Here is a 23468-nt window from a genome sequence, read left to right as displayed (position 1 = left end):
CCACCGGACTTCGACCGCGACGCCTACAAGCGACGCAACACGGTCGAGCGCTGCATCAACAAGCTCAAACAGTGGCGCGGCCTGGCCACCCGCTATGACAAAACCGCCACCATCTACCTCGCCGGCCTGTACCTCGCCGCCATATTCATCTGGTCAGCGAGGTGATCCGAAAGAAACGGCCTAGGGCCGCCGGCTCACCCGGTGTTTCCCTGAGGTGGGACAGGACCGCGTGGTTCGCCTCCCAGCCGTCGGGGCTGTTTTTGATGGCCGCTTTCGGCGGGTGGGGTGGTGCCGTGCTGATCGTCTGCTGGGCAGGTGGGGGAGTGGCGGTCATGGTCGCCAGCTCACTCGGTGTTCCCTGAGGTGGGACAGGACCGCGTGGTTCGCCTCCCAGCCATCCGGAAACTTCACCAGGGTGCCGAGCTGGACCGGTTCCGTGGAGGGGTAGTCGTCCAGGAGGTCGGTCACTCCGGCGCGGCAGATCATGACGCAGGCGTGGCGGTGGCGGGAGGCCAGGACGCACAGGCGGCCCGTCTCCAGGTGGAAGGCGGTGGCGTCGGGGCGGCCGGAGAGCGGGTGCAGGACGACCGTGACGTCGTACTCGCGGCCCTGGAGGCGGTTCGCCGTGTCGACGGTCACCTCCGGGACACCGAGGTCGGCCAGGGCCGCGCGGACCGCCGCCGCCTGGTCGCGGTGGGCCGTGCCCACCGCGATGCGGTCGGCGGTGAGAGGGGTGGGGTCGGGGGCGCGTTCCGACACGGCCGCGCCGCCTCTGTCCAGCAGCCGGCGGACCACCGTCGCCACCGCACGGACCGCCTCCGGGTCCGTGCGCGGGGTGTGCCGGGCGGGCAGTTCCAGCAGGCCCCAGCCGGACTCCGCGGCCTCGTCGATCACCCGGTCCGGGCCGGAGCCGTCGGAGGGGACGGCGAAGGTCAGGCGGCGGTCGCCGTGGGACGTGCCGCTGCGGAACGGGGTGTACGGGTAGAAGGCGTCCGAGACCAGGGGGGCCGCCGAGGCAGGCAGGCGCCAGGAGACCGGCAGGCGGTGCTGGGGGAGGCCGGGGTTGTGGGCCAGGAGAGTGGTGACCGCCGAGGCCGAGGGGTCGTACGACAGGCCCGCCCACTGCTCGCTGCCGACGATGGAGAAGGGGTCCAGCTGGCCCGGGTCGCCCACGAACAGCGCCCGTTCGAACAGGCCGGCCACGGCGAGCAGGGAGTCGGAGCGCATCTGGTACGCCTCGTCCACGATCGCGTGCCGCCACGGCTCGTCCACCTTCACGTGCGCCCACTTCGCGGCCGTGGAGAGGACCACCGGCAGGCCGTTCAGGTCCGCCGCCCTCGCCGACGTGCGGACCTGCGGCAAGGCGTCCAGCGCCGAGTCGTACGCGTCGGTGTCGCTGCTGTGCAGACGGCCGACGGGCAGGTCCGGGTTCTTCTCGGCCAGGCGCAGGACCAGGTCGTCCACCTGGGCGTTCGTCTGGGCCACCACCATCAGCGGGCGCCCGGCGTCGGCGAGTTCGAGAGCCGCGCGGACGACCAGCGTCGACTTGCCGGCGCCGGGCGGTGAGTCCACCACCACGCTCCGCTCGGTGCCGTGCAGCGTGTCGTGGAGGATCGCGTCGGTGGCGCGGCCGGCCGCGGCTCCGGGCTCGAAGTCGACGGTCGTCACAGCACGTCCTCCTCGGTCACGGTGTCGGGGGCCTCCGGTGCCGGCTCGCCCGGCGGGCCGCCGTGCGTCCACGGGGTCTCCTCCGGGTCGGGCAGCTTCGCGCCGCCGCGCTGCTCGTGCTCGAAGAGGGTGAAGCAGACTCGGTCGCCCTTCTCCGGCACCGACCCGGGCTCCGGCTCCTTGCCACGGCCCATCTTGTCCAGGACGCGCAGGACCAGCACACCGTCGGCCTCCTGACCGACGAACTCCGCCGACTGCGGCTTGCCGCCCAGCGAGCGGTACACCCTCGCCCGCTCCGCCAGATGCGGCCGGTCCTCCGTGCGGACCGTCACCAGCGGGCGCGGGCTCGGCCGCTTGCCCTCGCTGTACGCCATCACGACGTCGGTCACCTCGCCCGCGAACGCCTCCCCGGCCAGCCGCCGCCCCGCCATCACCAGCGGGTCGTCCAGCGCCTCCTGCGCCTCCAGCCGGGCCTGCTCACGCTCGCGCGTGGCCAGCTTGTTCGCCGCCGTCACCGCGTCGTCCCGGCGCGGCTGAGGGGGCTCACCGGCCAGCACCCGGTCCCGGTGCCCGGTGAACGACCAGCGGTCCCGGGTCCAGCGCCCCTCCACGTGCGCGCCCTCCGGCAGGGCCCGCAGCAGGTCCAGGCCCCGCCACACCGCGTCCCAGGTGGGCCGGGTACGGCTTTCGACCAGGTCGCGGATCTCCCGCTCGGCCCGGGTGAGCGCGGCCAGCCGGTCGTCGGCCTCCAGGGGGTCCTCGGCGGCGGCCAGGGCCGTCCGCGCGCGGTCGTAGCGCTCGATCGCCGGGGCCAGCAGCTTGTTGTCGAACGCCGGGTCGGTGGCGGGGCCGGCCGGCGGGCACAGCAGCTGGCCGTCGGCGTCCCTGGCGAGTTCGGCCCGGCGGGCGGCCTCGGCGCCGGTCAGGCCCTCCGGAGGGTCGATCCAGGCCAGCAGCGCGCCCAGGTGCTCGTCCTCCAGGCCCGACTGGCCGGTCGCCCAGTGCCGGGACAGCACATCGGTCAGGGCCAGCAGCAGCGAGGAGCCGGGGACCCGGGCCCGCTCGCCGTAATGGGTCAGCCAGCGGCCGAGCAACGGCACCCGGGGCGGCGCCGGGTAGGGCGCGTCCGGGTCCTGCTCGGCGGTGCGCCGGAACCGCATCGAGCGGCCCAGCAGCCGTACGAAGTCCAGGCCCGTGCGGCTCGGCACGATCAGCTGGGGCGCGTCCGCGCACAGCTCGGCCGCCACCTTGACCCGCTTGCCGGTCTCCGGGTCGGTCTCGGTGCGCTCGGCCGCCTCGACCGAATCGGCGTAGGCGTCGACGTAGGGCAGGACGACGTCGGCCAGGTCGGCGAGGAACGTGAAGCGCAGATCGCGGTCGCGGGGCTGCGGTACGACCAGCAGCCGCGGCGCGTCCCGGTCGGTGCCGACCAGCGCGCCGAGCGGGGCACCGGTCTCACCGGCCGTGGTGAGCGGCACGAACACCAGGGGGTGGTCGGACAGATGCCGGTGCCGGACGGTCGCGGCGGGCTGCGCCCGGCCCGTGCCGACGGCTTCCAGCCGGGCGAGGGCGGTGATCAGGGACACGGGACCGCCTCCCGCGCCTCCGGCAGCGCCTCCGCGCGCTGGACCGCCTCCCGGGCCTCCCGCAGCGCCTCCTCACGCAGGGCCGCCGCCCGGCGCAGGGCGGCCACCGCCGGGTCGTCCGGGTCGCCGCTCTCGCCGTGCGCCGCCGCCAGGACCTCCTCGACCGTGGCCAGACCGCCCAGTTCGGCCCGCAGCGGCCGGCCGAGGCGGGTGACCGCGCCGGCCGCGCGGGCCCGCTCCCGGCAGTGGAAGGCCAGCTCGCAGGCCGACAGGCACTCGGGCGCGTACGTCGCCGGCACCGCCTCCACGGCGGCCGTCAGCTCATCGGCGGGCCGGTCGGGCGCGAAGCACGTGCCCTCGGGCAGCGTTTCGGCGATCTCCTCGATGCGGGTGAGCCGGGCCAGCTGGCGGGCGGTGACCGCGCGCTGCTTGCGGACGTCCACGGCGGAGCCCGCGGGCAGGTTGGAGAAGTCCTTCGGGCACACCAGCAGCACCCGGTGGTGCACTCGCGGCACCGGGGCGCTCTCTCGGCCCCGCCCCTCCGGCTCCCCGCCGAGACGGTTCGCGACCTCCTCCAGCGCGAGCACGTACACCGCCGCCTGGCGGGCCGCCGCGCCCACCTTCGCGGGGTCGGCTGCGCCGTCCACCATCGGGAAGGACTTGATCTCCACCACGGACCAGCTGCCGTCCGGGTGCACCACGACCGCGTCCGGCTCCAGGAAGGCGAGCGAACCGGCCACGTCCAGGGCGAGCATCGGATGGTCCAGCAGCGTCCAGCCGCCGGCCCGCGTGGCCTCGCGCAGCGCCAGCGCCGTACGGGCCGTACGCCCCTCGGGGCCGTGCGCGGTCAGGTCGGGTACGGCCGCCGCGGCGGGCGGTTCGGCGCCGGGGTCCAGCCGGGCGTGCACCAGCCGGAGCAGCTCGGCGCCGCCGTCGGCCTTCACCTTCGCCTCGAACGCGTTGCCGCGCGTCAGCGCGAACTGCGACTGCCCGAAACCGGCCGGGGCGCCCAGCGCGCCGGCCAGCCGGGCCTTGTCCACCCCGGCGCCGTCCAGGATCGCCCGCCGGGAGCAGCCCGGGTTCGAGGCGAGCGCCGCGAGGGCGCGGGCGTCCAGGGCCTTGGCCGGTACGTCGGGACCGCGCAGCTCAGCGAGCCGGTGCCGGAGCCCCTTCGCCCGCGTCGCTGGGGGAGGCGTCCGGTCCGGGCGCGGGGTCGAGCCGCGACTCGCGCTGCCGTGGAATTCGCTCACCCGCCGAAGTCTGGCATCCGGCACTGACAATCGGGGAACCCGTGGCGCCCGTGACCGGTGCGGTACGACGCGGCAGCCGGGTCCGGGCCAGGTCCGCGGCCCGCAGGACCAGCGGTGCCAGCAGCAGGCCGACGCCCATCACGACCACGCCCGCGACCGCGTCCAGGAAGTAGTGGTTGGCGGTGCCCATGACCACGAGCGCGGTCACCAGCGGGTAGACGACACCGAGGACCTTCGTCAGGCGCGTGCCGCCGTGGCGCCACAGCATCACACCGCACCACAGCGCCCAGCCCACGTGCAGGCTCGGCATCGCCGCGTACTGGTTGGTCATGCCGCCCATGCCGCGCGGGGCGCTGGCCTCGCCGCCCCACCAGCCGTACGTGCTGTACTGCGCCATCGTGTCCACGAAGCCGTGGCCGGCGGAGAGCAGGCGGGGCGGGCAGGTCGGCAGCAGGGTGAAGCCGATCAGACCGATGAACGTGGACGTCATCAGCCAGGTGCGGGCCGCCCGGTAGTGAGGGGCACGCGCGCGGAACAGCCACACCAGGAGCACGGGCGTGACCAGGTAGTGCAGCGAGGCGTACCAGAAGTCGGCCGGCACCCCGAGCCAGGCCTCGCGCGTGAACAGCCGGTTCAGCGGGTGCTCGGCGTTCAGGTGCAGGGCCTTCTCGACGCGCAGGATCGCCAGGCCGTGGTCGACGGCGCTCGTGACGTCACCGCGAGCGAGGAGCCGGCCGGCCGAGTAGCAGCCGTAGACCAGCAGGATCAGCGGCAGCTCGGTCCACCAGCGCAGCCGGGGTCGCGGGGCCACCTCGGTGCCCGGTGTCTCGGTCTGCGGCATCCGATCGCCCTCCCCCTTCTGCTGTGCGGCCGCGCCCCGGCGGGCGACCGTGCCACTTTACGGTGTCCCTACTCCGCCCCATGACGGGCGCTCGGATCACGCTCGGTGGGTGTCAGCCCTCGAAGACGCCGAGATCGCCCGGCGGGTTGCCTGGGAGTGGGGTGCGCGATGATGGAGTGACCGCACCCACACGTCGTGCGTCCCCTTGTTGTGCATCCGCTTGTTCTTCGGAGAGGTCCCATGGCACCGCGCATTCTGCTGGCCCGGCACGGACAGACGGCATGGTCGCTGTCCGGCAAGCACACCGGCCGGACCGATGTGCCGCTGCTGGAGGAGGGCCGGCGCGGGGCCAAGCTGCTCGGCGAGCGGCTGCACCGCGCTCCGCTGGACGGGCTGGCGGGCGTGGAGGTGCGGACCAGTCCGCTGTCACGCGCGCGTGAGACGTGCGAACTGGCGGGCTTCGCGGACCGTGCCACGGTGTGGGACACGCTGATGGAGTGGGACTACGGCGCGTACGAGGGCATGACCCCGGCCGAGATCCACGCCGTGCGGCCCGGTTGGCTGATCTGGCGGGACGGGGTCCCGGAGGGCGAGACCATCGCCGACGTCACCGCGCGCGCGGACGAGGTGGTCTCCTGGGCCCGTTCGGCCGACCGTGACGTCCTGGTCTTCGCCCACGGGCACATACTGCGGTCGATCGGGGCGCGATGGCTGGGACTGCCGCTGGATTTCGCGGCACGGATACGACTGAATCCCACGTCGCTGTCCATATTGGGCTGGGCGTACGGGGAACCGGCGATCGAGAGCTGGAACGACCTGGGCCATCTGGCGGGCTGAGAGGGTGGCCCGCGCCGCGAAGGGGCGCGGGGCTGTGGCGATGTCCGGCTCCGCCGCGTGGGCGCGACCGGCCACCAGGCACCCGCAGCCCGACGACTGCGCCGGCCTCCACACACCCGCAGCCCGACGACTGCGCCGGCCCCCACCCCGAACCGGACAGCCCCTACGCCCGCCGGGGGACGGACGCGTGGCGGTCCAGGAACTCCGACACCCCCGACGCCCGCCGGTGCGGCAACAGCACCCGCGCCGTCCCCGCCAGCATCGTCTGGATGCGGGACGACTGGACCTGGTCCAGCAGTGCCAGCACCCGCAACCCGGCCTCCGCCGCCTCGTCGGGACGCCCCTCACGGGCGAGGTCGTCGGCCAGTTCCGCCGTGTAGAGCGCGATGTTCCGCGTGAAGTGCGGATCCTGTAGACGCGCCGCCCGCCGTGCGTGCCGGGACGCCCGCCGCCAGTCGCCGAGCGTGGACCAGCACTGCGCCTCCAGCCCCTCCAGTTCGGCCTCTCCGTAGAAGCTCATCCACTCGGGGTCGGCGTCCGAACGGCCCCGCTCGAACAGGGCGTGTGCCCGGGCCAGCGCCTGCGCGCAGCCGGTGCGGTCGGCGAGCCCCGCCCAGCCGCCCGCCTCGCGCAGCGCCAGCAGGGACATCAGCCGGTCGGAGCCGAGCGGCTGGGCGGCGCGCTGCGCGGCCTGCGCGGCCCGCACCGCCTCCCGGGGGCGCCCGGCGTCCCGGGCCAGGAACGCGGTGTTGCAGAAGGCGTGTGCCTCCAGCGCCGGATCGCCGGTCATGCGGGCGGTGGCGAGCGCCTCCGCGTAGTGCGAGCGGGCGTCGTCGAAGCGGCCGGAGTCATGGGCCAGCCAGCCGACGGAGATGGCGAGTTCACCGGCGCCCGCGTGCAGCCGGTCGGCGGTGGTCTGCCGGGTCGCGCCGGCGTCGAGCAGCGCGTACGCCGCGCGCAGCGGAGCCGCCGCGCGCCGGTAGAGGCCGTCCGCGCCGTGCCGGTCGTCGAGCAGCCGGATGCGGCGGACGGCCTCCTCCAGTGCCGCCGCCTCGGAGGTGCCGGCGCGCCGCAGCGGCCGTTCGGCCGCCGTGGCGCCGGTGGTGAGCCCCAGCGGGGCCAGCGTGGCGGCGGCCACCGTGGCGCCTCCGCCGGTCATGAATGCGCGACGCAGCACGTCGCTCTCCTCGTGGTTCAGGGGGTCTTTCGCATACAGTTCGTGCGGTTCGTACGGCTGGTGCGGTTCGTGCGGGTCCCGCGCGGCGCGGGGGGCACCGGTCTCGGAGGACTCATACGGCTCCGGAGCCCCGCCGGACTCACCGGGCACCGGCTCCGCGGGGGCCGTCTCCGTCGCCGTACGCGCCGCGCGTCCGCGGACTGACGAGCGGGGCGCGAAGCCGAGGTCGGTGAGCGTGCGGCCGGGAAACATGTGCAGGAACACCCGTTCGTACGCGTAGTTGGGGCAGCGGATCTCGCCCGCCTCGACCCGGCCGATGTAGCGCGCGTCACAGCTCACCCGCTCACCGATCTCACGCGCGGCCCGCCGTACCAGCGCCGCGAACTCCGCCGGTGAGCGCCGGCCGCGCAGGTGCCGGAAGGCGAGGTTCGGCCGTGGTGGCCGTTCGGGCTGTGACGAGGTCACGGTTGACGACGCCATGGCCGGGTCCTCTCGTGCGAACCGTCGAACCACGCCGGGACCCGGGCGATTCCGGGATGAGTTGCCCGTGTGACGCTCTGGTTCCGGCGGGCATGAACGTACCTGCTGTGAAGGACCCGCCACGCGGTGTTTAGCTACAAACCGGATATCTCATACACGATCTGCCATGAAGTGCCATCCTTTGCGGCGCACTTGTGCCGTTGCCGTTGACGCGCTCGCGCGTTGGACTCCATGGACCGCAACAGGGCTGTGTGGTGGAGGTCGGCATGGAGACCAGCCAGAGCAACGATCCTTGTACGTCGCCGTCGTCGTCCGCGTGCGCGGGAGGTGACGCGAGATGCGACCTTGTGACGGTACCGACCCGGCAGGGGCTGGAGGCGGTCGACATTCTGCGGCGGGGGGCCGCGGACGCGGTCGGGCCCGTGCTGCACGACGACGGCTGCGGCACCCTGGGCTTCCTGGTGCCGGCCGGTACGGCCGCCGGCTGGGACGTGCCGGGCAGCACCTGCACCGAGACCGACGGGCGCGGGCTGCGGCTGAACCCCGAGCCGCCGGTGGAGGGCTCCGACTGGCTGCTGCCACCCGGCGAGGCCGACCTCGCCACCGACCCGGCGGTCCTGCGCCACGCCCTCGGCGAGGCGGCCCGCCTGATCGAGGCGGCCGACAACTGCCGGTGACACGAGTCCGCGGCCACTGTCCGCACCGGTGACAGCCGTCTGTGGCATCTGTCCGCACCGGTGACGCCCGTTCTGTGGCATTTGCCCGTGCCAGTGACGCCCAGCTGTGGCATCTCTTCCGTGCCAGTGACACCCGTTGTGGCATCTGTCCGCGCCGGTGGCACCCTGCCCCGCGGCACCTGTCCGCCGAAGGCGCCCGCCGGTGACGCGTGTCCCCGGGGTGGCTGCGAAAATAGGGGGATGGGCAGGTCCAGGAACACACGGCGCAGGTCGGCCGCCGTCGCGGCGGTCGAGGAGCCGGTCGACGGCGGGCTCGCGCAGCTCGTGCCCGACCCGGACCGCGCCCGGGCCTGGACGTTGCTGATCGACGGGGCGCCCCAGTCGCACGTCGACCTGGACGACCCGGCGTATCTGTCCTTCGAGTACCAGCGCCGCCTCGGCCATGTCATCGACCTCACCGCCCCGCCCGGCAGGCCCGTGCACGCCGTGCACCTCGGCGGCGGCGCGCTCACCCTCGCGCGGTACGTCGCCGCGACCCGGCCCCGCTCCACCCAGCAGGTCGTGGAGCGGGACGCGAGCCTGGTGCGGCTCGTCCGCCGTGAGCTGCCGCTGGACCCGGGCGCGCGCATCCGGGTGCGGGCCACCGACGCCCGCGCGGGGCTCGCCAAGGTGCCGGACGGCTGGGCCGACCTGGTCGTCGCCGATGTCTTCAGCGGCGCCCGCACCCCCGCCCACCTCACCTCCACCGAGTTCCTGGACGAGGTCCGGCGCGCGCTGAAGCCCTCCGGTGTCTACGCGGCCAACCTCGCCGACGGCCCGCCGCTCACGCATCTGCGCGGCCAGATCGCCACCGCCGCCGCCCGGTTCGGCGAACTCGCGCTGATCGCCGACGCGGCCGTGCTGCGTGGCAAGCGCTTCGGCAACGCGATCCTCGTCGCCTCCGACCTCCCCCTGCCGCTTCCCGAACTCACCCGTCGCGCCGCCTCCGACCCGCACCCCGGCCGGGTCGAACACGGCAGGCAGCTCACCGACTTCACCGGTGGCGCGGTGCCCGTGACGGACGATGCCGCGGTGGCCTCCCCGGCCCCGCCGCCCTCGGTGTTCCGCTAGGACCCCGCTCCGCGCCCCGTACCGGTCACCGCCGGAATCGCGTTGGTGCTTCACCACATCGGAAGCAACCGGAGGGAATCCGTCATGAGCGATGCTGTCCGACGGACCGCCCACACCCTGGGCGGGATCGCCGCGGTCCTCCTCGCCCTGGTCGCGTTCGACTCGTTCACCTCGTCCTCGGCCGACGCCGCGATCACCAACCCCGTCGTCAGGTCCAAGTACTTCTCCGGCTCCGCCACGATCACCTGTCCGTCCGGCTGGGCGGCGACCGGCGGAGCCGCCAGCGGCACCGTCTACGTCGTCTGCGCACCCTGACCACCGTGAGGTGGGTCAGTACGTGCCCACCTCCACCCGCGGCGGCCCGTCGTGCCAGGTGCAGAACACCGACACCCGGTCCGCGCCCCGGCTGAACTCCACCCGGATCCAGCCCTCCGTCTTCCACACCTGCATCGACCAGCCCGCCCCCGGGGTGGCCGAGACGAGCGTGGCGTCGGCCGGGCCCAGGTCGAACACCGCCCGGCCGCCGTCGGTGTCGTAGGACCTGACCCGGCCGGACGCGGTGGCGGAGGCGGTCGGAGACAGGGACGGGGACGGGGACGGTGTGCGGGCCGGCGTCCGCGCGGGCGTCGGCGTCGGCCGGGCCGGGCGCTCGCGCGACGGGGTCGGGGACGGAGTGGGCGCCCGGGACGCGGACTTCACGTCCCGGGCGTCCGCGTCGGCGGCCGTGACCGGAAGGGCGCGCGGCGGATCGTAGGCCGTCCCCGCCATCACCGTGTGGACACCCCACCACGACAGCGTGACCGCCGCTCCCGTCGCGAGAAGCCACGCCAGTACGTGTACAAGTCCTCTGCGCATCGCGGGCCATACTGCCCCAGGGGTACCGCCGTACGCACATGCCCCGAGTTGTCCACAGGCTCCCGCCCGGTGTCGTCCGCATGGCGTACGGTGCGGCGCATGGCAAGTGTGCTCGTGGTCGAGGACGACCAGTTCGTACGCTCGGCGCTCATCCGGCATCTGACCGACGCCGCACACACCGTGCGCAGCGTCGGTACGGCACTGGAGGCGCTGCGCGAGGTCGCCCATTTCCGCTTCGACCTGGTCATCCTGGACCTCGGACTGCCCGACCTGGACGGCTCCGAGGCCCTGAAGATGCTGCGCGGCATCACCGACGTGCCCGTCATCATCGCCACCGCCCGCGACGACGAGACGGAGATCGTCCGGCTGTTGAACGCCGGGGCGGACGACTATCTGACCAAGCCGTTCTCCGTCGAACACCTCTCCGCCCGGATCGCGGCCGTGCTGCGCCGCGCCCGTTCCGGCGGCGGGGAGGCACCGCCCTCGCCCGTGCTCCGCGTCGGCGGCCTGACCGTCGACCCGCTGCGCCGCCAGGCCGAGTTGGACGGGACCCGGCTCGACCTCACCCGCCGGGAGTTCGACCTGCTCGCCTTCCTGGCCGGCCGGCCAGGCGTCGTCGTCCCGCGCAAGGAACTCCTCGCCGAGGTCTGGCAGCAGTCCTACGGCGACGACCAGACCATCGACGTCCATCTGTCCTGGCTGCGCCGCAAGCTGGGGGAGACCGCCGCCCGGCCGCGCTATCTGCACACCCTGCGCGGTGTCGGTGTGAAGCTCGAACCCCCCTCGGACCCCTCGGCCGACGGGCAGGTCCCGTGATGCGATGGGCTCTGGTCAGGGTCTGCCTGGCGGTCACCACGATGGTCGTGGTCGCGTTCGCCGTGCCGCTCGGCCTGGTCGTCAAGGAGATGGCCCGTGACCGCGCGTTCTCCAACGCCGAGCGGGAGGCGGCGGCGGTCGCGCCCGCGCTGTCCATCACCACCGACCGGGACCAGTTGGAGCGGGTGGTGGCCTCGGCCGGCGCCGACTCGGGGATGGCGGTCCACCTGCCCGCCGAGGGCGGCCAGGCCGCGCTCGACCTCGGCCGGCAGCGCGCCGCGGGACGCGACATCGAGGCCGTACGGCGACTCGGCCGCGCCTCCACCACGGCCGTGCCCGGCGGCTCCACCCTGCTCCAGCCGGTGGCGCTCGGCTCCGGCGCGATAGCAGTGGTCGAGGTGTACGTCCCCGAGTCCGAGGTGACCAACGGCGTCGGCACGGCCTGGGCGGTGCTCGCCGCCGTCGGTCTCGCGCTGGTCGTCGGCTCGGTCGCGGTCGCCGACCGGCTCGGGGTGCGCATGGTGCGGCCCGCGCGGCGGCTCGTCGAGGGCGCGCACGAGCTGGGCGAGGGCAAGTTGGGCGCCCGGGTGCCGGAGGACGGCCCGACCGAACTCCGGCTCGCCGCCGTCGCGTTCAACTCCATGGCCGACCAGGTCGTCCAACTCCTCGCCAACGAGCGGGAGCTGGCCGCCGACCTCTCGCACCGGCTGCGCACCCCGCTCACCGTCCTCCGGCTGAACGCGGCCTCCCTCGGCGCCGGACCGGCCGCCGAGCAGACCCGGGCCGCCGTCGCCCAGCTGGAGCGCGAGGTCGACACCATCATCCGCACGGCCCGCGAGGCCAAGCCGCAGACGGCCGCCGCCGGACCCGGCGCCGGCTGTGACGCGGCCGAAGTGGTCCGGGAGCGCATGGAGTTCTGGTCCGCGCTCGCGGAGGACGAGGGCCGCAAGTGGCGGGTGGCCGGCGTCGACCGGCCGGTGCGCGTACCCGTGGCCCGCGCCGACCTGGCCGCCGCGCTCGACGCCCTGCTCGGCAACGTCTTCCGGCACACCGCCGAGGGCACGGCCTTCGCGGTCGACGTGCACAACGGCGAGGACGCGGTGATCGTGCTCGTCTCCGACGCGGGCCCCGGCATACCCGACCCCGAGGCGGCGATGGCCCGTGGCCGGGGCTCGGGGCACGCCGGGTCGACCGGGCTCGGCCTGGACATCGTCCGGCGGCTCGCCGAGTCCACCGGCGGTGACGTCCGCATCGGCGCCTCGGTGCTGGGCGGCACCGAGGTGCGGATCTGGTTCCAGCTGGACGCGCGGAAGCCGGTGGGGCGCAGACAGCGGGGGGCCGTACGCAGACGCCGATCGGGCAAATTGGTCTCCACCTTTAACCGTCCCCGATCGCTTCCTTAAGCGAACCCTAAGGTCTGCGACGGGCGCCCCGAACAGGCGGTTTGCCCCTTTCCTGATCGCTAGCGTGCTGCCGCACCTCACCCCCGTGAACAGCGAAGGCAGGCACGCGCATGAGCACGCACCGGCGCAGGATCAGTGGCAGGAACAAGGCGATAGGCGGCCTGGTGGCCGCGGCCGTGATCGGCGGCGGCGCGGTCCTGCTCACCGGAACCGCCAACGCGGCCGGTGTGAACGCCGCGTACACCAAGACCAGCGACTGGTCCACGGGCTACACCGCGCAGTACGTCGTCACCAACAACACCGGCCAGGCCGAGAAGACCTGGACGCTGGAGTTCGACCTCCCGGCGGGCGCCAAGCTCAGCTCCCTGTGGAACGGGGAGTCGAGCGTCAGCGGTCAGCACGTCACCGTGAAGCCGGCCACGTGGGACACCGACGGACTGGCCCCCGGCAAGTCGGTGACCGTCGGCTTCGTCGTCAACGGCAGCGGCGACCCGACGGGCTGTCGTATCGACGACGCGCAGTGTTCCGCGGACGGCGGAGCCACCCCCGAGCCGAGCGGCCGGCCGACGCAGACCACGCAGTCGCCGGCCCCGACCCCCACCCAGAGCGCGACCCCCACCCCCACCGGCAGCACCGGAAGCGGCACCGCCGCCTCCGCCGGCTTCGCCCCCTACGTCGACACCAGCCTCTACCCGGCCTTCGACCTCCTCGGCGCCGCCGACGCGACCGGCGTGAAGAACTACAACCTCGCCTTCCTCACCGACGGCGGCGGCTGCACCCCCAAGTGGGGCGGGGTCACGGACCTCACCGGCGACGCCGTGGCCGCGCAGATCGGCGCCCTGCGCGCCAAGGGCGGTGACGTCCGGGTCTCCTTCGGCGGTGCCTCCGGCTCCGAGCTGGCCACCACCTGCTCCTCCGCGGACGCGCTGGCGGCGGCGTACGGCAAGGCGGTCGACGCGTTCAAGCTGACCAAGGTCGACTTCGACGTCGAGGGCGGCGCGCTGCCGAACACCGCCGCCAACACCCGCCGTGCCCAGGCCATCGCCAAGCTCCAGGCCCAGCACCCGGACCTGGACGTCTCCTTCACCCTCCCGGTGATGCCCGAGGGCCTCACCCAGGACGGCGTGAACCTCCTCGCCAACGCCAAGTCCAACGGCGTGAAGATCGACACCGTCAACATCATGGCGATGGACTACGGCGCCTCGTACAGCGGCGACATGGGCACCTACGCCGAGCAGGCCGCGACCGCCACCCAGGCCCAGGTCAAGAGCGTGCTGGGCCTGTCCGACTCCGCCGCCTGGAAGGCCGTCGCCGTCACCCCCATGATCGGCGTCAACGACGTCTCCTCCGAGGTCTTCAAGGTCGACGACGCCACCCAGCTGGTGAACTTCGCCCGGTCCAAGGGCCTCGGCTGGCTGTCGATGTGGTCCGCGACCCGCGACAAGCAGTGCGCCGGCGGCACCAAGCCCACCGCCGACGCCACGTGCAGCTCCCTCACCCAGGCCCCCTTCGCCTTTTCGAAGGCGTTCGGGGCGTACAAGTAGTCGCGCGAACTACCGACGACCGGACAAGGGGCCCGGCGGATCACTCTCGCCGGTCCCCGCCCCGATCACCCCAGCCGTCACAACGGCGGAATCACCCTGGTTCCGCCGGGAATCGCGTCGCTACGATGCCCCCGCCGTCGTACCCCGACGGAGAATGCCAGGACGCGGTCCGTCTCCGAGCCAAGTCACCCGTACCCGCCGCGGCCCTGCCCTGAGAGCCGGTGGTCCTACGAGGAGCGGCGCGGTCGGTGCCGCCGCTCGGCGTAGGCGGGCGGGTCCGGTCGGTGCCGATCCGGCCGTCCCCGCACCCGCTCGGCCCGACCCATCACGCTCACGCCCCCTGAGCCACCGGCGGCAGCACCCCCGTCCGAGCCGCCTCCCCGTACCACCGCGCGCTCGACTTCGGCGTCCGCTCCAGCGTGGCGTAGTCCACGTACACGGCGCCGAACCGCTTGCCGTAGCCGTACGCCCACTCGAAGTTGTCCATCAGGGACCACAGGTAGTAGCCGCGCACATCGGCGCCGTCGGCGATGGCGTGGCGCACCTCCGACAGATGGCTGTGCAGGTAGGCGATGCGCTCGGGGTCGTGCACGCGGCCGTCGGGGTCGGGCTTGTCGTCGTAGGCCGCGCCGTTCTCGGTGACGTGGAGGGGGAGGCCGGGCGCCTCGCGCGTGTAGCGCATGAGCAGGTCGTACAGGCCCGTCGGATCGATCGTCCAGCCCATCTCCGTGCGGTCGCCGGGGGTCTGGTGGAAGACGACGTCGTCGGCGCCGGGCCAGGGGGAGTGGTCGCTGGTGCCGTGGCCGTCCGCCCGGGGCCCCGCGACGCCGTCGGACGCGGCCGAGACCAACGCCGGGGTGTAGTAGTTCAGGCCCAGCGCGTCCAGCGGGGCGTTGATGGTGCGGACGTCGCCGTCCAGGACGTACGACCAGTCGGTCACCGAGCGCGTGGCGTCGAAGAGCGACGACGGGTACGCCCCGTGCAGTACCGGCCCGTGGAACACGCCGTTGGCCAGGTCGTCGATCCGGCGGGCCGCGGCCAGGTCGGCCGGCTCCTGGGAAACGGGCCGGACGACGGCGGAGTTGAGGCTGATCGCGATCCGGTTGCGGGCCGGCATCGCCGCGCGGAGGGCCGAGACGGCCAGCCCGTGTCCCAGGTTCAGATGGTGGGCCGCGCGCAGTGAGGCCGCCGGGTCGGTCCGGCCGGGGGCGTGCACTCCGGAGGCGTAGCCCAGGAAGGCGCTGCACCACGGCTCGTTGAGGGTGATCCACTGCTCCACCCGGTCGCCCAGCGCCTCGCCGACGAGCTGCGCGTACTCGGCGAACCGGAACGCGGTGTCCCGCTCCGGCCAGCCGCCCGCGTCCTCCAGCTCCTGCGGCAGGTCCCAGTGGTAGAGGGTGAGCGCCGGGGTGATGCCCCGCCCCAGCAGCTCGTCGACCAGGCGGCGGTAGAAGTCCAGGCCCCGCTGGACCGCCGGCCCCCGGCCCGTGGGCTGCACCCGGGACCAGGAGACGGAGAAGCGGTACGCGGTCAGGCCCAGCTCCGCCATGAGCGCGACGTCGTCGCGGTAGCGGTGGTAGTGGTCGACGGCGGTGTCCCCGGTCTCGCCGCCGGCCGTCCTGCCCGGTGTATGGCTGAAGGTGTCCCAGATCGAGGGGGTGCGGCCGTCCTCCCGTACCGCCCCCTCGATCTGGTACGCCGAGGTCGCGGCGCCCCAGAGGAAGGCGGGAGGAAAGGCCACGGTCGTCGGTTCGGGCATGAAGGCTCTCCCATGGGTCGAGTGCACGCATTATGCATGGGAGCGCTCCCACGGCGAAAGAGGGCAACGCCGACCGATGTGCCACGGGAACGCTTTCGGAGACCGACGCGGGACTTCTGCGGCCGACGCGGGACTTCCGAGGCCGACCCCCGACTTTGCGGCGCGACGCGTGACTTCTGGGGCTGACCTGTGGCTTCTCGGGGCGACGCGGGACTTCTGCGCCGCCGGGCGACCTCTCAGGCCGCCGGACGACTTCTGGGGCCGCCGCGCGACTTCTGAGGCGACGCGCGACCTCTCAGGCCGACCCCGACTTTTCAGGCCGACACCGCGCGACCTGTCAGGCCGCCGTGCGACTTCTGGGGCCGACCCGGGACTTCTGCGGCCGACGCGGGACTTTTCTGACGCCGACCCGCGACTTCTCAGGCCGCCACGCGACTTCTCAGGCCGACGCTGCGCGACCTCTCAGGCCGCCGCACCACTTCTGAGGCCGACGCCGGACTTTTGAGGCCGGCCCCCGACTTCTCAGGCCGACGCTGCGCGACCTGTCAGGCCGTCACGCGACTTCTGAGGCGACGCGCGACCTCTCAGGCCGACCCTCGACCTCTCAGGCCGACGCGCGCACCACCAGTTCCGTCGGCAGCACCACTGCCCGCTGGCCGGTGCCGCGGTGGGCGATCTCCTCCAGCAGGAGGCTCGCCATCGTGCGGCCCATCTCCTCCAGCGGCTGACGGACGCTGGTCAGCGGCGGATCGATGTGCCGGGCCACGATCGAGTCGTCGAAGCCGATCAGCGCCACGTCGTCCGGCACCCGGCGCCCCGCCGCGCGCAGTTCCAGCACCGCGCCGGAGGCCATCACGTCGGAGGCGGCGAAGACGGCGTCCAGACCCGGGTGCCGGCGCAGCAGTTCCCGCATGGCCACGCGTCCGCCCTCCTCGGTGAAGTCGCCGGCCGCGATCAGGTCCTCCTCGACGGTGACCCCGGCCTCGCGCAGCGCCTCCCGGTAACCGTCGAGCCGCGCCCGCGCCACATCCATGTCCAGCGGGCCCGTGATGGTGCCGATGGACCGGCGGCCACCTGCCAGCAGATGCCGGACGGCGAGCCGGGCGCCGCCCCGGTTGTCCGCGCGGACATGGCCCAGCCGCTCCCGTTCGCTGCGCCGCCCGGCCAGCACGGTCGGCACGGCCAGCTCCTCCAGTTGGTCGGGCAGGGTGTCGTCGCCGTGGACCGCCATCATCAGGACGCCGTCCACCCGTTGGGCGGCCAGGTAGCCCGCGAGCCGGCCGTGCTCCTTCTCGTTGCCGGTGAGGACCAGCAGCAACTGCATCCCGGCGCCCGCGAGCCCGGCGGACACGCCCCGGATGATCCCCGAGAAGTACGGTTCGGAGAAGAGCCGGTTCTCGGCGTCGGGCACGACCAGCGCCACCGCGTCCGTGCGCCGCGTGGCCAGCGAACGGGCGGCGCGGTTGGGGACGTAGCCGAGTTCCGCGATGGCCTGTTCGACGGCCGCCCGGGAGTGTGCGCTGACCTTCGGGGAGCCGTTGATCACCCGGGAGACCGTGCCGCGGCCCACGCCGGCGCGGGCGGCCACGGCGTTCAGGGTCGGGCGCCGGACGTCCGCGGTCCTGTGCGGCTGCGGCTGTTCGGCAGGGCTCATCGTTCACCTTCCGGCGTTCCGGTGCGGGGGCGCTTCATTCTGACCCAGAGAATCCGGCAACCGGCCCGCAGGCGGGCGCGGTTGGCCGGAAGCGGGGATTGACCCGCCGATGACCTGCCCCGACGCTGTACGGAACAGCCGGATGACGGGCAGGTTGCGCCGTGCCGCGCGACACGTTCACGTGACGCGCGGAACACGCTTAGGCAACAACGCCGTCTTCAAGTCTTGACACTCGGCCTGGCACCAACGAGTCTTCCGGCATGCCGCGTGGGAGCGGTCCCACAGGGCGACCGGGGCTCTCTTCCGTTCGGATCGAACCACCCATGGCCTTCCCCTCTACCTTGCATGGCACACCGTTGACCAGCACCTTTCCACCGCACTCCACGTGCTGTTGGCTAGCCGCTGCTCGAACCGAGAGGGCAGGTCCGGACCGCCGGGTCCGGCGGTCCGATTCCTGAGGTCCCGTTGCCCACTGGAACAAGGAGTAGTGGAATGCGCATCACCCGTACCGGCGGTGGTCACGGCCGCAGAGCAGCGACGCTGGCCACGACGGTCCTGACGGCCTCCGCGCTGCTGCTGACCGGTTGCAGCAGTGACGACTCGGACAGCTCGGACGCCAACGGGAACATCACCCTCACCGTGGCCGACTTCGGGCAGTTCGGCTACAAGGAGGCCGGCCTGTTCGCCAAGTACCACGAGCTGCACCCGAAGATCACGGTCAAGGAAGAGACCACCGCCAACGAGCAGGACTACTACCCGAAGCTCCTTCAGCAGCTGAACACGGGCAGCGGCCTCGCGGACGTCACCGGCATCGAAGTCGGGCGCATCAAGGAGGTCGTCGACACCCAGTCGGGCAAGTTCGCCGACCTCAGCAAGACGATCAACGTGAACGACTGGGTGTCCTGGAAGGAGAAGCAGGCCACCGCCAAGGACGGCACGGTGATCGGCGCCGGCACCGACATCGGCCCCATGTCCCTGTGCTACCGCAAGGACCTCTTCGAGAAGGCGGGCCTGCCCACCGACCGCGAGGCCGTCGCCAAGGCCGTCGCCGGCGGCTGGGAGGACTACCTCAAGCTCGGTGAGCAGTACAAGAAGAAGGCGCCCTCCGGCACCTACTTCATGGACTCCGCGTCCGCCATGTACAACGCGGTCGTCAGCTCCTCCTCCGAGCAGTACTACGACGCCGACGGCAAGCCGGCCTACAAGGACAGCCAGTCCGTGCAGCAGGGCTGGGACCTGGCCGCCGAGGCCGCCGCCAAGAAGCTGAGCCAGGGCCTGCCCCAGTTCACCGACGCCTGGAACGCGGCGCTGCGCAAGGGCACCGTGGCCACCGTGGCCTGCCCCGCCTGGATGGCCGGCCAGATCTCCATCAACTCCGGCGACTCCTTCAAGGGCAAGTGGGACATCTCCCGCGCCCCCGGTACGACCGCGGCCAACTGGGGCGGCTCCTTCCTCGCCGTCCCGAAGAGCGGCAAGCACGTCAAGGAGGCCACGGAGCTGGTCAAGTGGCTGACCGCCCCGGAGCAGCAGGCCGCCGTGTTCAAGGCGATCGGTGTCTTCCCGTCCAACAAGGGCGCCTATGAGCTGGCCGACGTGAAGAACGCCAAGCTGCCGTACTTCAGCGACGCCCCCATCGGCCAGATCTACGCCGAGGAGGCCAAGTCCATCCCCGAGGCGGTCCTCGGCGCGAAGGACGGCGTGATCAAGGACACGATCTCCACGCAGATCAACAACATGGAGCAGCGGGGCACCAAGCCCGCCGACGCGTGGAAGGCCGCGACCGAGTCGATCGACAAGGCGCTCGGCTAGCCGTGCCGGGTGCGGGGGCCCACCGGCCGCCCGCACCCACCCGCGCTCGACCACGTGAGCGGTGCCCGACGGCGGGCACCGCCCGCGGCACCACCCGGCGGGACCCGGCAGCCGACGGCCGGGCTCCGCCTCACACGCACGTCAGGCCGCGGCGTGGGCCGTTCGCCACCGTACCGATCCGCGCGGGGAGGGGCGGACCGACCCCGGTCCCCGAACGCGCCTCCCGCCCCACCCGGCCGAAACCTCCAGGGAAGGACTCCCTCCGTGGCAACGACAACCCCCGCCCGGGGCGCCTACACCCCGCCACCCGGCGGCACCGGTGCCGCGTCGAACGGACGCGGCACGTGGCGCACCCGGCTGTGGCGCTTCGACGACAAGGCCTCGCCGTACGCCTACATCGCCCCCTTCTTCCTGATCTTCGGCGCCTTCGGGCTCTACCCACTCCTGTACACGGGCTGGATCGCCCTGCACCGGGTGGAGATGACGAGCCTGGACCAGTCCCAGTGGGTCGGCTGGGACAACTTCGCCAAGATCCTCCAGGACTCCGAGTTCTGGACGGCCGTCACCAACACCTTCATCATCGGTGTCATATCCACCGTCCCGCAGCTGCTCGTGGCGCTGGGCCTGGCCCATCTGCTCAACTACAAGCTGCGCGCCAGCACCTTCTGGCGGACCGTCATCCTCACCCCGTACGCCACCTCGGTGGCCACGGCCGCCCTGGTCTTCGCGCTGGTCTTCCGCGCCGACGGCGGCATCCTCAACTGGGTGCTGCACTTCTTCGGCGCCGGGAACATCGACTGGGGCAACGGGGAGTGGACCTCCAAGATCGCCATCTCGGTCATCATCATCTGGCGGTGGACCGGCTACAACGCCCTCATCTACCTGGCGGCCATGCAGGCGGTCCCCACCGACCTGTACGAAGCCGCCTCGATCGACGGAGCGAGCCGCTGGCAGCAGTTCCGCAAGGTGACCATCCCCTCGCTGCGGCCCACGATCCTGTTCACCATCGTGATCTCCACCATCGGCTCGATGCAGCTGTTCGGTGAGCCGCTGCTGCTCCAGGGCGGCACGCTCGGCTCGATCGGCGGCAGCGAGCACCAGTACGAGACGCTCAGCATCTACCTCTTCAACTACGGCTGGAAGCTGGGCCATTTGGGTCCGGCGGCGGCCGTGGCCTGGGCCATGCTCGTCCTGCTGCTGCTCATCGCCCTGATCAACTGGATCGTCGGCCGGTTCGTGCGCAAGAGCGCGGCCTGACGGGAGCGACATCGATGACCACGACCAGTCCCACCACGACCGCGCCGGACCTCGGCCCGGCACCGCTTCCCACCGCCCCCGGAAAGGGCCGTGCCCGCTTCAAGATGGGAGCCGGCCAGCAGCTCAGAGGCGGTCCGTTCACCTACGTCGCCCTCGTCGTCGTCGGCCTCGGCTCGATCTTCCCGCTGTACTGGACCCTGGTGGCCGCCTCGCACGACCAGCAGCGGGTCCTGGACAGCCCGCCGCCGCTCGTGCCGGGCGGCAGACTGTGGAGCAACCTCCAGGCGGCCTGGGACCAGGCCCACCTGGGCAAGGCCATCGTCAACAGCGTCATCGTGGCCGGCTGCATCACCGTCGCCACCCTGTTCTTCTGCACCCTCGCCGGCTACGCCTTCGCCAAGATGCGCTTCCGCGGCCGTGGTGTGCTGATGACCGCGGTGATCGCCACACTGACGATTCCGCCCCAGCTCAGCGTCGTCCCGCTGTTCATGATGATGTCGGACATCGGGTGGGGCGGAAAGCTGGAGTCGGTGATCTTCCCGACCCTGGTCGGCGCCTTCGGCGTCTTCTTCATGCGCCAGTACCTGATCGAGGCCCTGCCGTACGAACTGATCGAGGCGGCCAAGGTCGACGGGGCGAGCAACTTCCGCATCGTGTGGAGCGTGGTGCTGCCCGTGGCCCGGCCCGCGATGATGGTGCTGGGCATGCTCACCTTCGTCCAGGCCTGGAACGACTTCTTCTGGCCCTTCCTCGCGCTGAACCAGGAGAACCCCACCATCCAGGTGGCGCTCGGCCAGCTCAGCGCCTCCTACACCCCCGACCAGAGCATCGTCATGGCCGGAGCGCTGATCAGCACCCTGCCGCTGCTGCTGGTCTTCGTCGTCTTCGGCAAGCAGATCGTCGGAGGGATCATGGCGGGCGCCGTCAAGGGCTGAGCCCCGTCAGTGCCGCGGGGCCGGCCGTCACGGTGCCGGCCCCGCCCCCGGTGGCCGGTGTGCGCCACGTCCCGCCGGCCCGCCCTCGTGTCCGGTCCGGTACCGCCCGCACAGGCCGCCCCGCAGCGGGCCGTACCGGACCGGGCGCCACCCGGTCGCGCCCGTGCCCGCGCACCCCGCCCGCCCTCCTCCTCTTACTCCCGCACCGCCGGACCGCCGTCCGTCGTCCGTTTCTCACCCCCTTTGGGAGCGTTCTCACCATGACCGCCGTACGACCCGAGACCACGGCCCAGCCGGCCTCGGACACCTCCTTCCCGACCGGCTTCGTCTGGGGTGCCGCCACCGCCGCCTACCAGGTGGAGGGCGCCGCCGCCGAGGACGGCCGCACCCCCTCCATCTGGGACACCTTCAGCCACACCCCCGGCAAGGTGCGCAACGGCGACACCGGCGACATCGCCGCCGACCACTACCACCGGTACCGCGACGACGTCGCCCTGATGAAGGACCTGGGCCTCAAGGCGTACCGGTTCTCCATCTCCTGGTCCCGGGTCCAGCCCACCGGCCGCGGACCCGCCGTCGAACGCGGCCTGGACTTCTACCGCCGCCTCACCGACGAACTGCTGGAGGCGGGCATCACGCCCGTCGCCACCCTCTACCACTGGGACCTGCCGCAGGAGCTGGAGGACGTGGGCGGCTGGCCGCACCGCGACACCGCCCACCGCTTCGCCGACTACGCCGACATCATGGCCCGCGCCCTCGGCGACCGGGTCGGGATGTGGACCACCCTCAACGAACCCTGGTGCTCGGCGTTCCTGGGCTACGGTTCCGGCGTGCACGCGCCGGGACGGACCGAGCCGGCCGCCACCCTGCGCGCCGCGCACCACCTGAACCTGGCCCACGGCCGGGCCGTCGGCGCGCTGCGTGCCGCCCTGCCGGCGTCCGCGCAGACCTCGATCACCCTGAACCTGCACCAGGTGCGCCCGCTCACCGACAGCCCCGGCGACGCCGAGGCCGCGCGCCGCATCGACGCGGTCGGCAACCGGATCTTCACCGGCCCCCTCCTGGACGGCGCCTACCCCGAGGACCTGCTGGCCGACACCGCGCACCTGGTCGACTGGGGACAGCTGGTGCACGAGGGGGACCTGGCGGAGATCTCCCGGCCCATCGACGTGCTCGGCGTCAACTACTACTCGCCGACCGTCGTCTCCCTGCCCGCCGACGGAGCCGCCAGCACCCGCAACGACGGCCACGGCGCGAGCGACCACTCGCCGTGGACCGGCTCGGAGAACGTCGCCTTCCACCTGGCCAACGACGAGCTGACCGCGATGAACTGGGCCATCGACGCGAGCGGGCTGCACACCCTGCTGACCGGACTGGCGGCCTCGCACCCGCGGCTGCCGCTGATGGTCACCGAGAACGGCGCCGCCTTCGACGACTACGTCTCCCCGGAGGGACGGGTCAACGACCCGCAGCGGATCGCCTACCTCCACTCCCACCTGGACGCCGTCCGCCGTGCCATCGCCGACGGCGCCGACGTGCGGGGCTACTTCCTGTGGTCGCTGCTGGACAACTTCGAGTGGTCCTACGGCTATTCGAAGCGTTTCGGCGCCGTCTACGTCGACTACCCCACCCAGCGCCGCATCCCCAAGGCCAGCGCCCACTGGTACGCCGAGGTGATCCGGAACAACGCCCTGCCCGCCTGACCGACGCCAGGCGGGGGGGGGGGGGGGGGGGGGGGGGGGGGGGGGGGGGGGGGGGCGGGGGGCGGGGGGGGGGGGGGGGGGGAGGGGGGGCGGGAAAGGGAGCGAGC

Annotated in this window: 19 protein-coding genes and 1 pseudogene; 12 read left to right on the top strand and 8 right to left on the bottom strand. The window is 72.9% G+C overall.

Features of this window, described 5'->3' with window-relative positions:
- A pseudogene (locus tag ACZ4WH_RS41885) lies at window positions 1-165 on the top strand (IS5/IS1182 family transposase); the annotation flags it as partial.
- A gap of 165 nt (window positions 166-330) precedes the next feature.
- Here the strand turns inward: ACZ4WH_RS41885 and ACZ4WH_RS41880 are convergent.
- The 4 genes from ACZ4WH_RS41880 to ACZ4WH_RS41865 are packed head-to-tail and all read right to left on the bottom strand — an operon-like array spanning window position 331 to window position 5345.
- Entirely contained in the window at window positions 331-1668 is a 1338-nt protein-coding gene (locus ACZ4WH_RS41880) for an AAA domain-containing protein (protein WP_468190947.1), read from the bottom strand.
- On the bottom strand, window positions 1665-3254 hold the full coding sequence (locus ACZ4WH_RS41875; protein WP_468190944.1) for a hypothetical protein: 1590 nt from the start codon (window positions 3252-3254) through the stop codon (window positions 1665-1667). The genes ACZ4WH_RS41880 and ACZ4WH_RS41875 overlap by 4 nt, the downstream gene beginning before the upstream one ends.
- Window positions 3245-4399: a hypothetical protein gene (locus ACZ4WH_RS41870; protein ID WP_468190949.1), complete on the bottom strand. Its 1155-nt coding sequence runs from the start codon at window positions 4397-4399 to the stop codon at window positions 3245-3247. Before ACZ4WH_RS41870 ends, ACZ4WH_RS41875 begins: the two co-directional genes overlap by 10 nt.
- A gap of 1 nt (window position 4400) precedes the next feature.
- Window positions 4401-5345, bottom strand: a complete 945-nt coding sequence (locus tag ACZ4WH_RS41865) for a phosphatase PAP2 family protein (protein WP_468190942.1) — start codon at window positions 5343-5345, stop codon at window positions 4401-4403.
- A 240-nt stretch (window positions 5346-5585) separates the two neighbouring features.
- On the opposite strand from ACZ4WH_RS41865, the gene ACZ4WH_RS41860 reads away from it, so the two are divergent.
- Window positions 5586-6182, top strand: a complete 597-nt coding sequence (locus ACZ4WH_RS41860) for a histidine phosphatase family protein (RefSeq protein ID WP_468190939.1) — start codon at window positions 5586-5588, stop codon at window positions 6180-6182.
- 163 nt (window positions 6183-6345) lie between these two features.
- On the opposite strand, the gene ACZ4WH_RS41855 is transcribed toward ACZ4WH_RS41860, so the two are convergent.
- Entirely contained in the window at window positions 6346-7839 is a 1494-nt protein-coding gene (locus ACZ4WH_RS41855; protein ID WP_468190936.1) for a hypothetical protein, read from the bottom strand.
- Window positions 7840-8105: 266 nt separating this feature from the next.
- Here ACZ4WH_RS41855 and ACZ4WH_RS41850 point away from each other — a divergent pair, with 266 nt between their 5' ends.
- The 3 genes from ACZ4WH_RS41850 to ACZ4WH_RS41840 all read left to right on the top strand — a co-directional run bounded on the left by ACZ4WH_RS41850 (window position 8106) and on the right by ACZ4WH_RS41840 (window position 9941).
- Window positions 8106-8516 carry a hypothetical protein gene (locus ACZ4WH_RS41850; protein WP_468190933.1) on the top strand — a complete coding sequence of 137 codons (411 nt, stop codon included), beginning with the start codon at window positions 8106-8108 and terminating at the stop codon, window positions 8514-8516.
- A 240-nt stretch (window positions 8517-8756) separates the two neighbouring features.
- Window positions 8757-9626: a spermidine synthase gene (locus tag ACZ4WH_RS41845; protein ID WP_468190931.1), complete on the top strand. Its 870-nt coding sequence runs from the start codon at window positions 8757-8759 to the stop codon at window positions 9624-9626.
- Window positions 9627-9710: 84 nt separating this feature from the next.
- Window positions 9711-9941: a hypothetical protein gene (locus ACZ4WH_RS41840; RefSeq protein ID WP_468190928.1), complete on the top strand. Its 231-nt coding sequence runs from the start codon at window positions 9711-9713 to the stop codon at window positions 9939-9941.
- Window positions 9942-9956: 15 nt separating this feature from the next.
- Here the strand turns inward: ACZ4WH_RS41840 and ACZ4WH_RS41835 are convergent, their stop codons facing one another.
- Complete coding sequence (locus ACZ4WH_RS41835) at window positions 9957-10481, bottom strand: hypothetical protein (protein ID WP_468190926.1); 525 nt, start codon at window positions 10479-10481, stop codon at window positions 9957-9959.
- 99 nt (window positions 10482-10580) lie between these two features.
- On the opposite strand from ACZ4WH_RS41835, the gene ACZ4WH_RS41830 reads away from it, so the two are divergent.
- The 3 genes from ACZ4WH_RS41830 to ACZ4WH_RS41820 all read left to right on the top strand — a co-directional run bounded on the left by ACZ4WH_RS41830 (window position 10581) and on the right by ACZ4WH_RS41820 (window position 14244).
- Complete coding sequence (locus ACZ4WH_RS41830) at window positions 10581-11297, top strand: response regulator transcription factor (protein WP_468190923.1); 717 nt, start codon at window positions 10581-10583, stop codon at window positions 11295-11297.
- Window positions 11297-12700, top strand: coding sequence for a sensor histidine kinase (locus tag ACZ4WH_RS41825; RefSeq protein WP_468190920.1), 1404 nt, complete (start codon window positions 11297-11299; stop codon window positions 12698-12700). Before ACZ4WH_RS41830 ends, ACZ4WH_RS41825 begins: the two co-directional genes overlap by 1 nt.
- Window positions 12701-12810: 110 nt before the next feature.
- Complete coding sequence (locus ACZ4WH_RS41820; RefSeq protein WP_468190917.1) at window positions 12811-14244, top strand: glycoside hydrolase family 18 protein; 1434 nt, start codon at window positions 12811-12813, stop codon at window positions 14242-14244.
- A gap of 331 nt (window positions 14245-14575) precedes the next feature.
- On the opposite strand, the gene ACZ4WH_RS41815 is transcribed toward ACZ4WH_RS41820, so the two are convergent.
- Window positions 14576-16003, bottom strand: coding sequence for a GH1 family beta-glucosidase (locus ACZ4WH_RS41815; RefSeq protein ID WP_468190915.1), 1428 nt, complete (start codon window positions 16001-16003; stop codon window positions 14576-14578).
- A 604-nt stretch (window positions 16004-16607) separates the two neighbouring features.
- A complete protein-coding gene (locus tag ACZ4WH_RS41810) occupies window positions 16608-17657 on the bottom strand; it encodes a LacI family DNA-binding transcriptional regulator (protein WP_468190912.1) in 1050 nt (349 codons plus the stop codon).
- A gap of 492 nt (window positions 17658-18149) precedes the next feature.
- On the opposite strand from ACZ4WH_RS41810, the gene ACZ4WH_RS41805 reads away from it, so the two are divergent.
- From ACZ4WH_RS41805 to ACZ4WH_RS41790, 4 genes are all read left to right on the top strand, one after another.
- Window positions 18150-19466 (top strand): ABC transporter substrate-binding protein, encoded by a 1317-nt coding sequence (locus tag ACZ4WH_RS41805; protein WP_468190909.1) that lies wholly within the window; start codon window positions 18150-18152, stop codon window positions 19464-19466.
- Between the two features lie 264 nt (window positions 19467-19730).
- Window positions 19731-20723, top strand: a complete 993-nt coding sequence (locus ACZ4WH_RS41800) for a carbohydrate ABC transporter permease (protein ID WP_468190906.1) — start codon at window positions 19731-19733, stop codon at window positions 20721-20723.
- Window positions 20724-20737: 14 nt separating this feature from the next.
- The gene (locus tag ACZ4WH_RS41795; RefSeq protein ID WP_468190903.1) at window positions 20738-21658 is read left to right on the top strand and encodes a carbohydrate ABC transporter permease; all 921 of its coding nucleotides are present in this window, start codon (window positions 20738-20740) and stop codon (window positions 21656-21658) included.
- 260 nt (window positions 21659-21918) lie between these two features.
- Entirely contained in the window at window positions 21919-23361 is a 1443-nt protein-coding gene (locus tag ACZ4WH_RS41790) for a GH1 family beta-glucosidase (RefSeq protein ID WP_468190901.1), read from the top strand.
- Window positions 23362-23468: the final 107 nt, after the last annotated feature.

This window comes from Streptomyces sp. NPDC029138, from assembly GCF_055564375.1.
The sequence above is the reverse complement of the archived record's forward strand: the minus strand, read 5'-3'. Positions and strand labels throughout refer to the sequence as shown.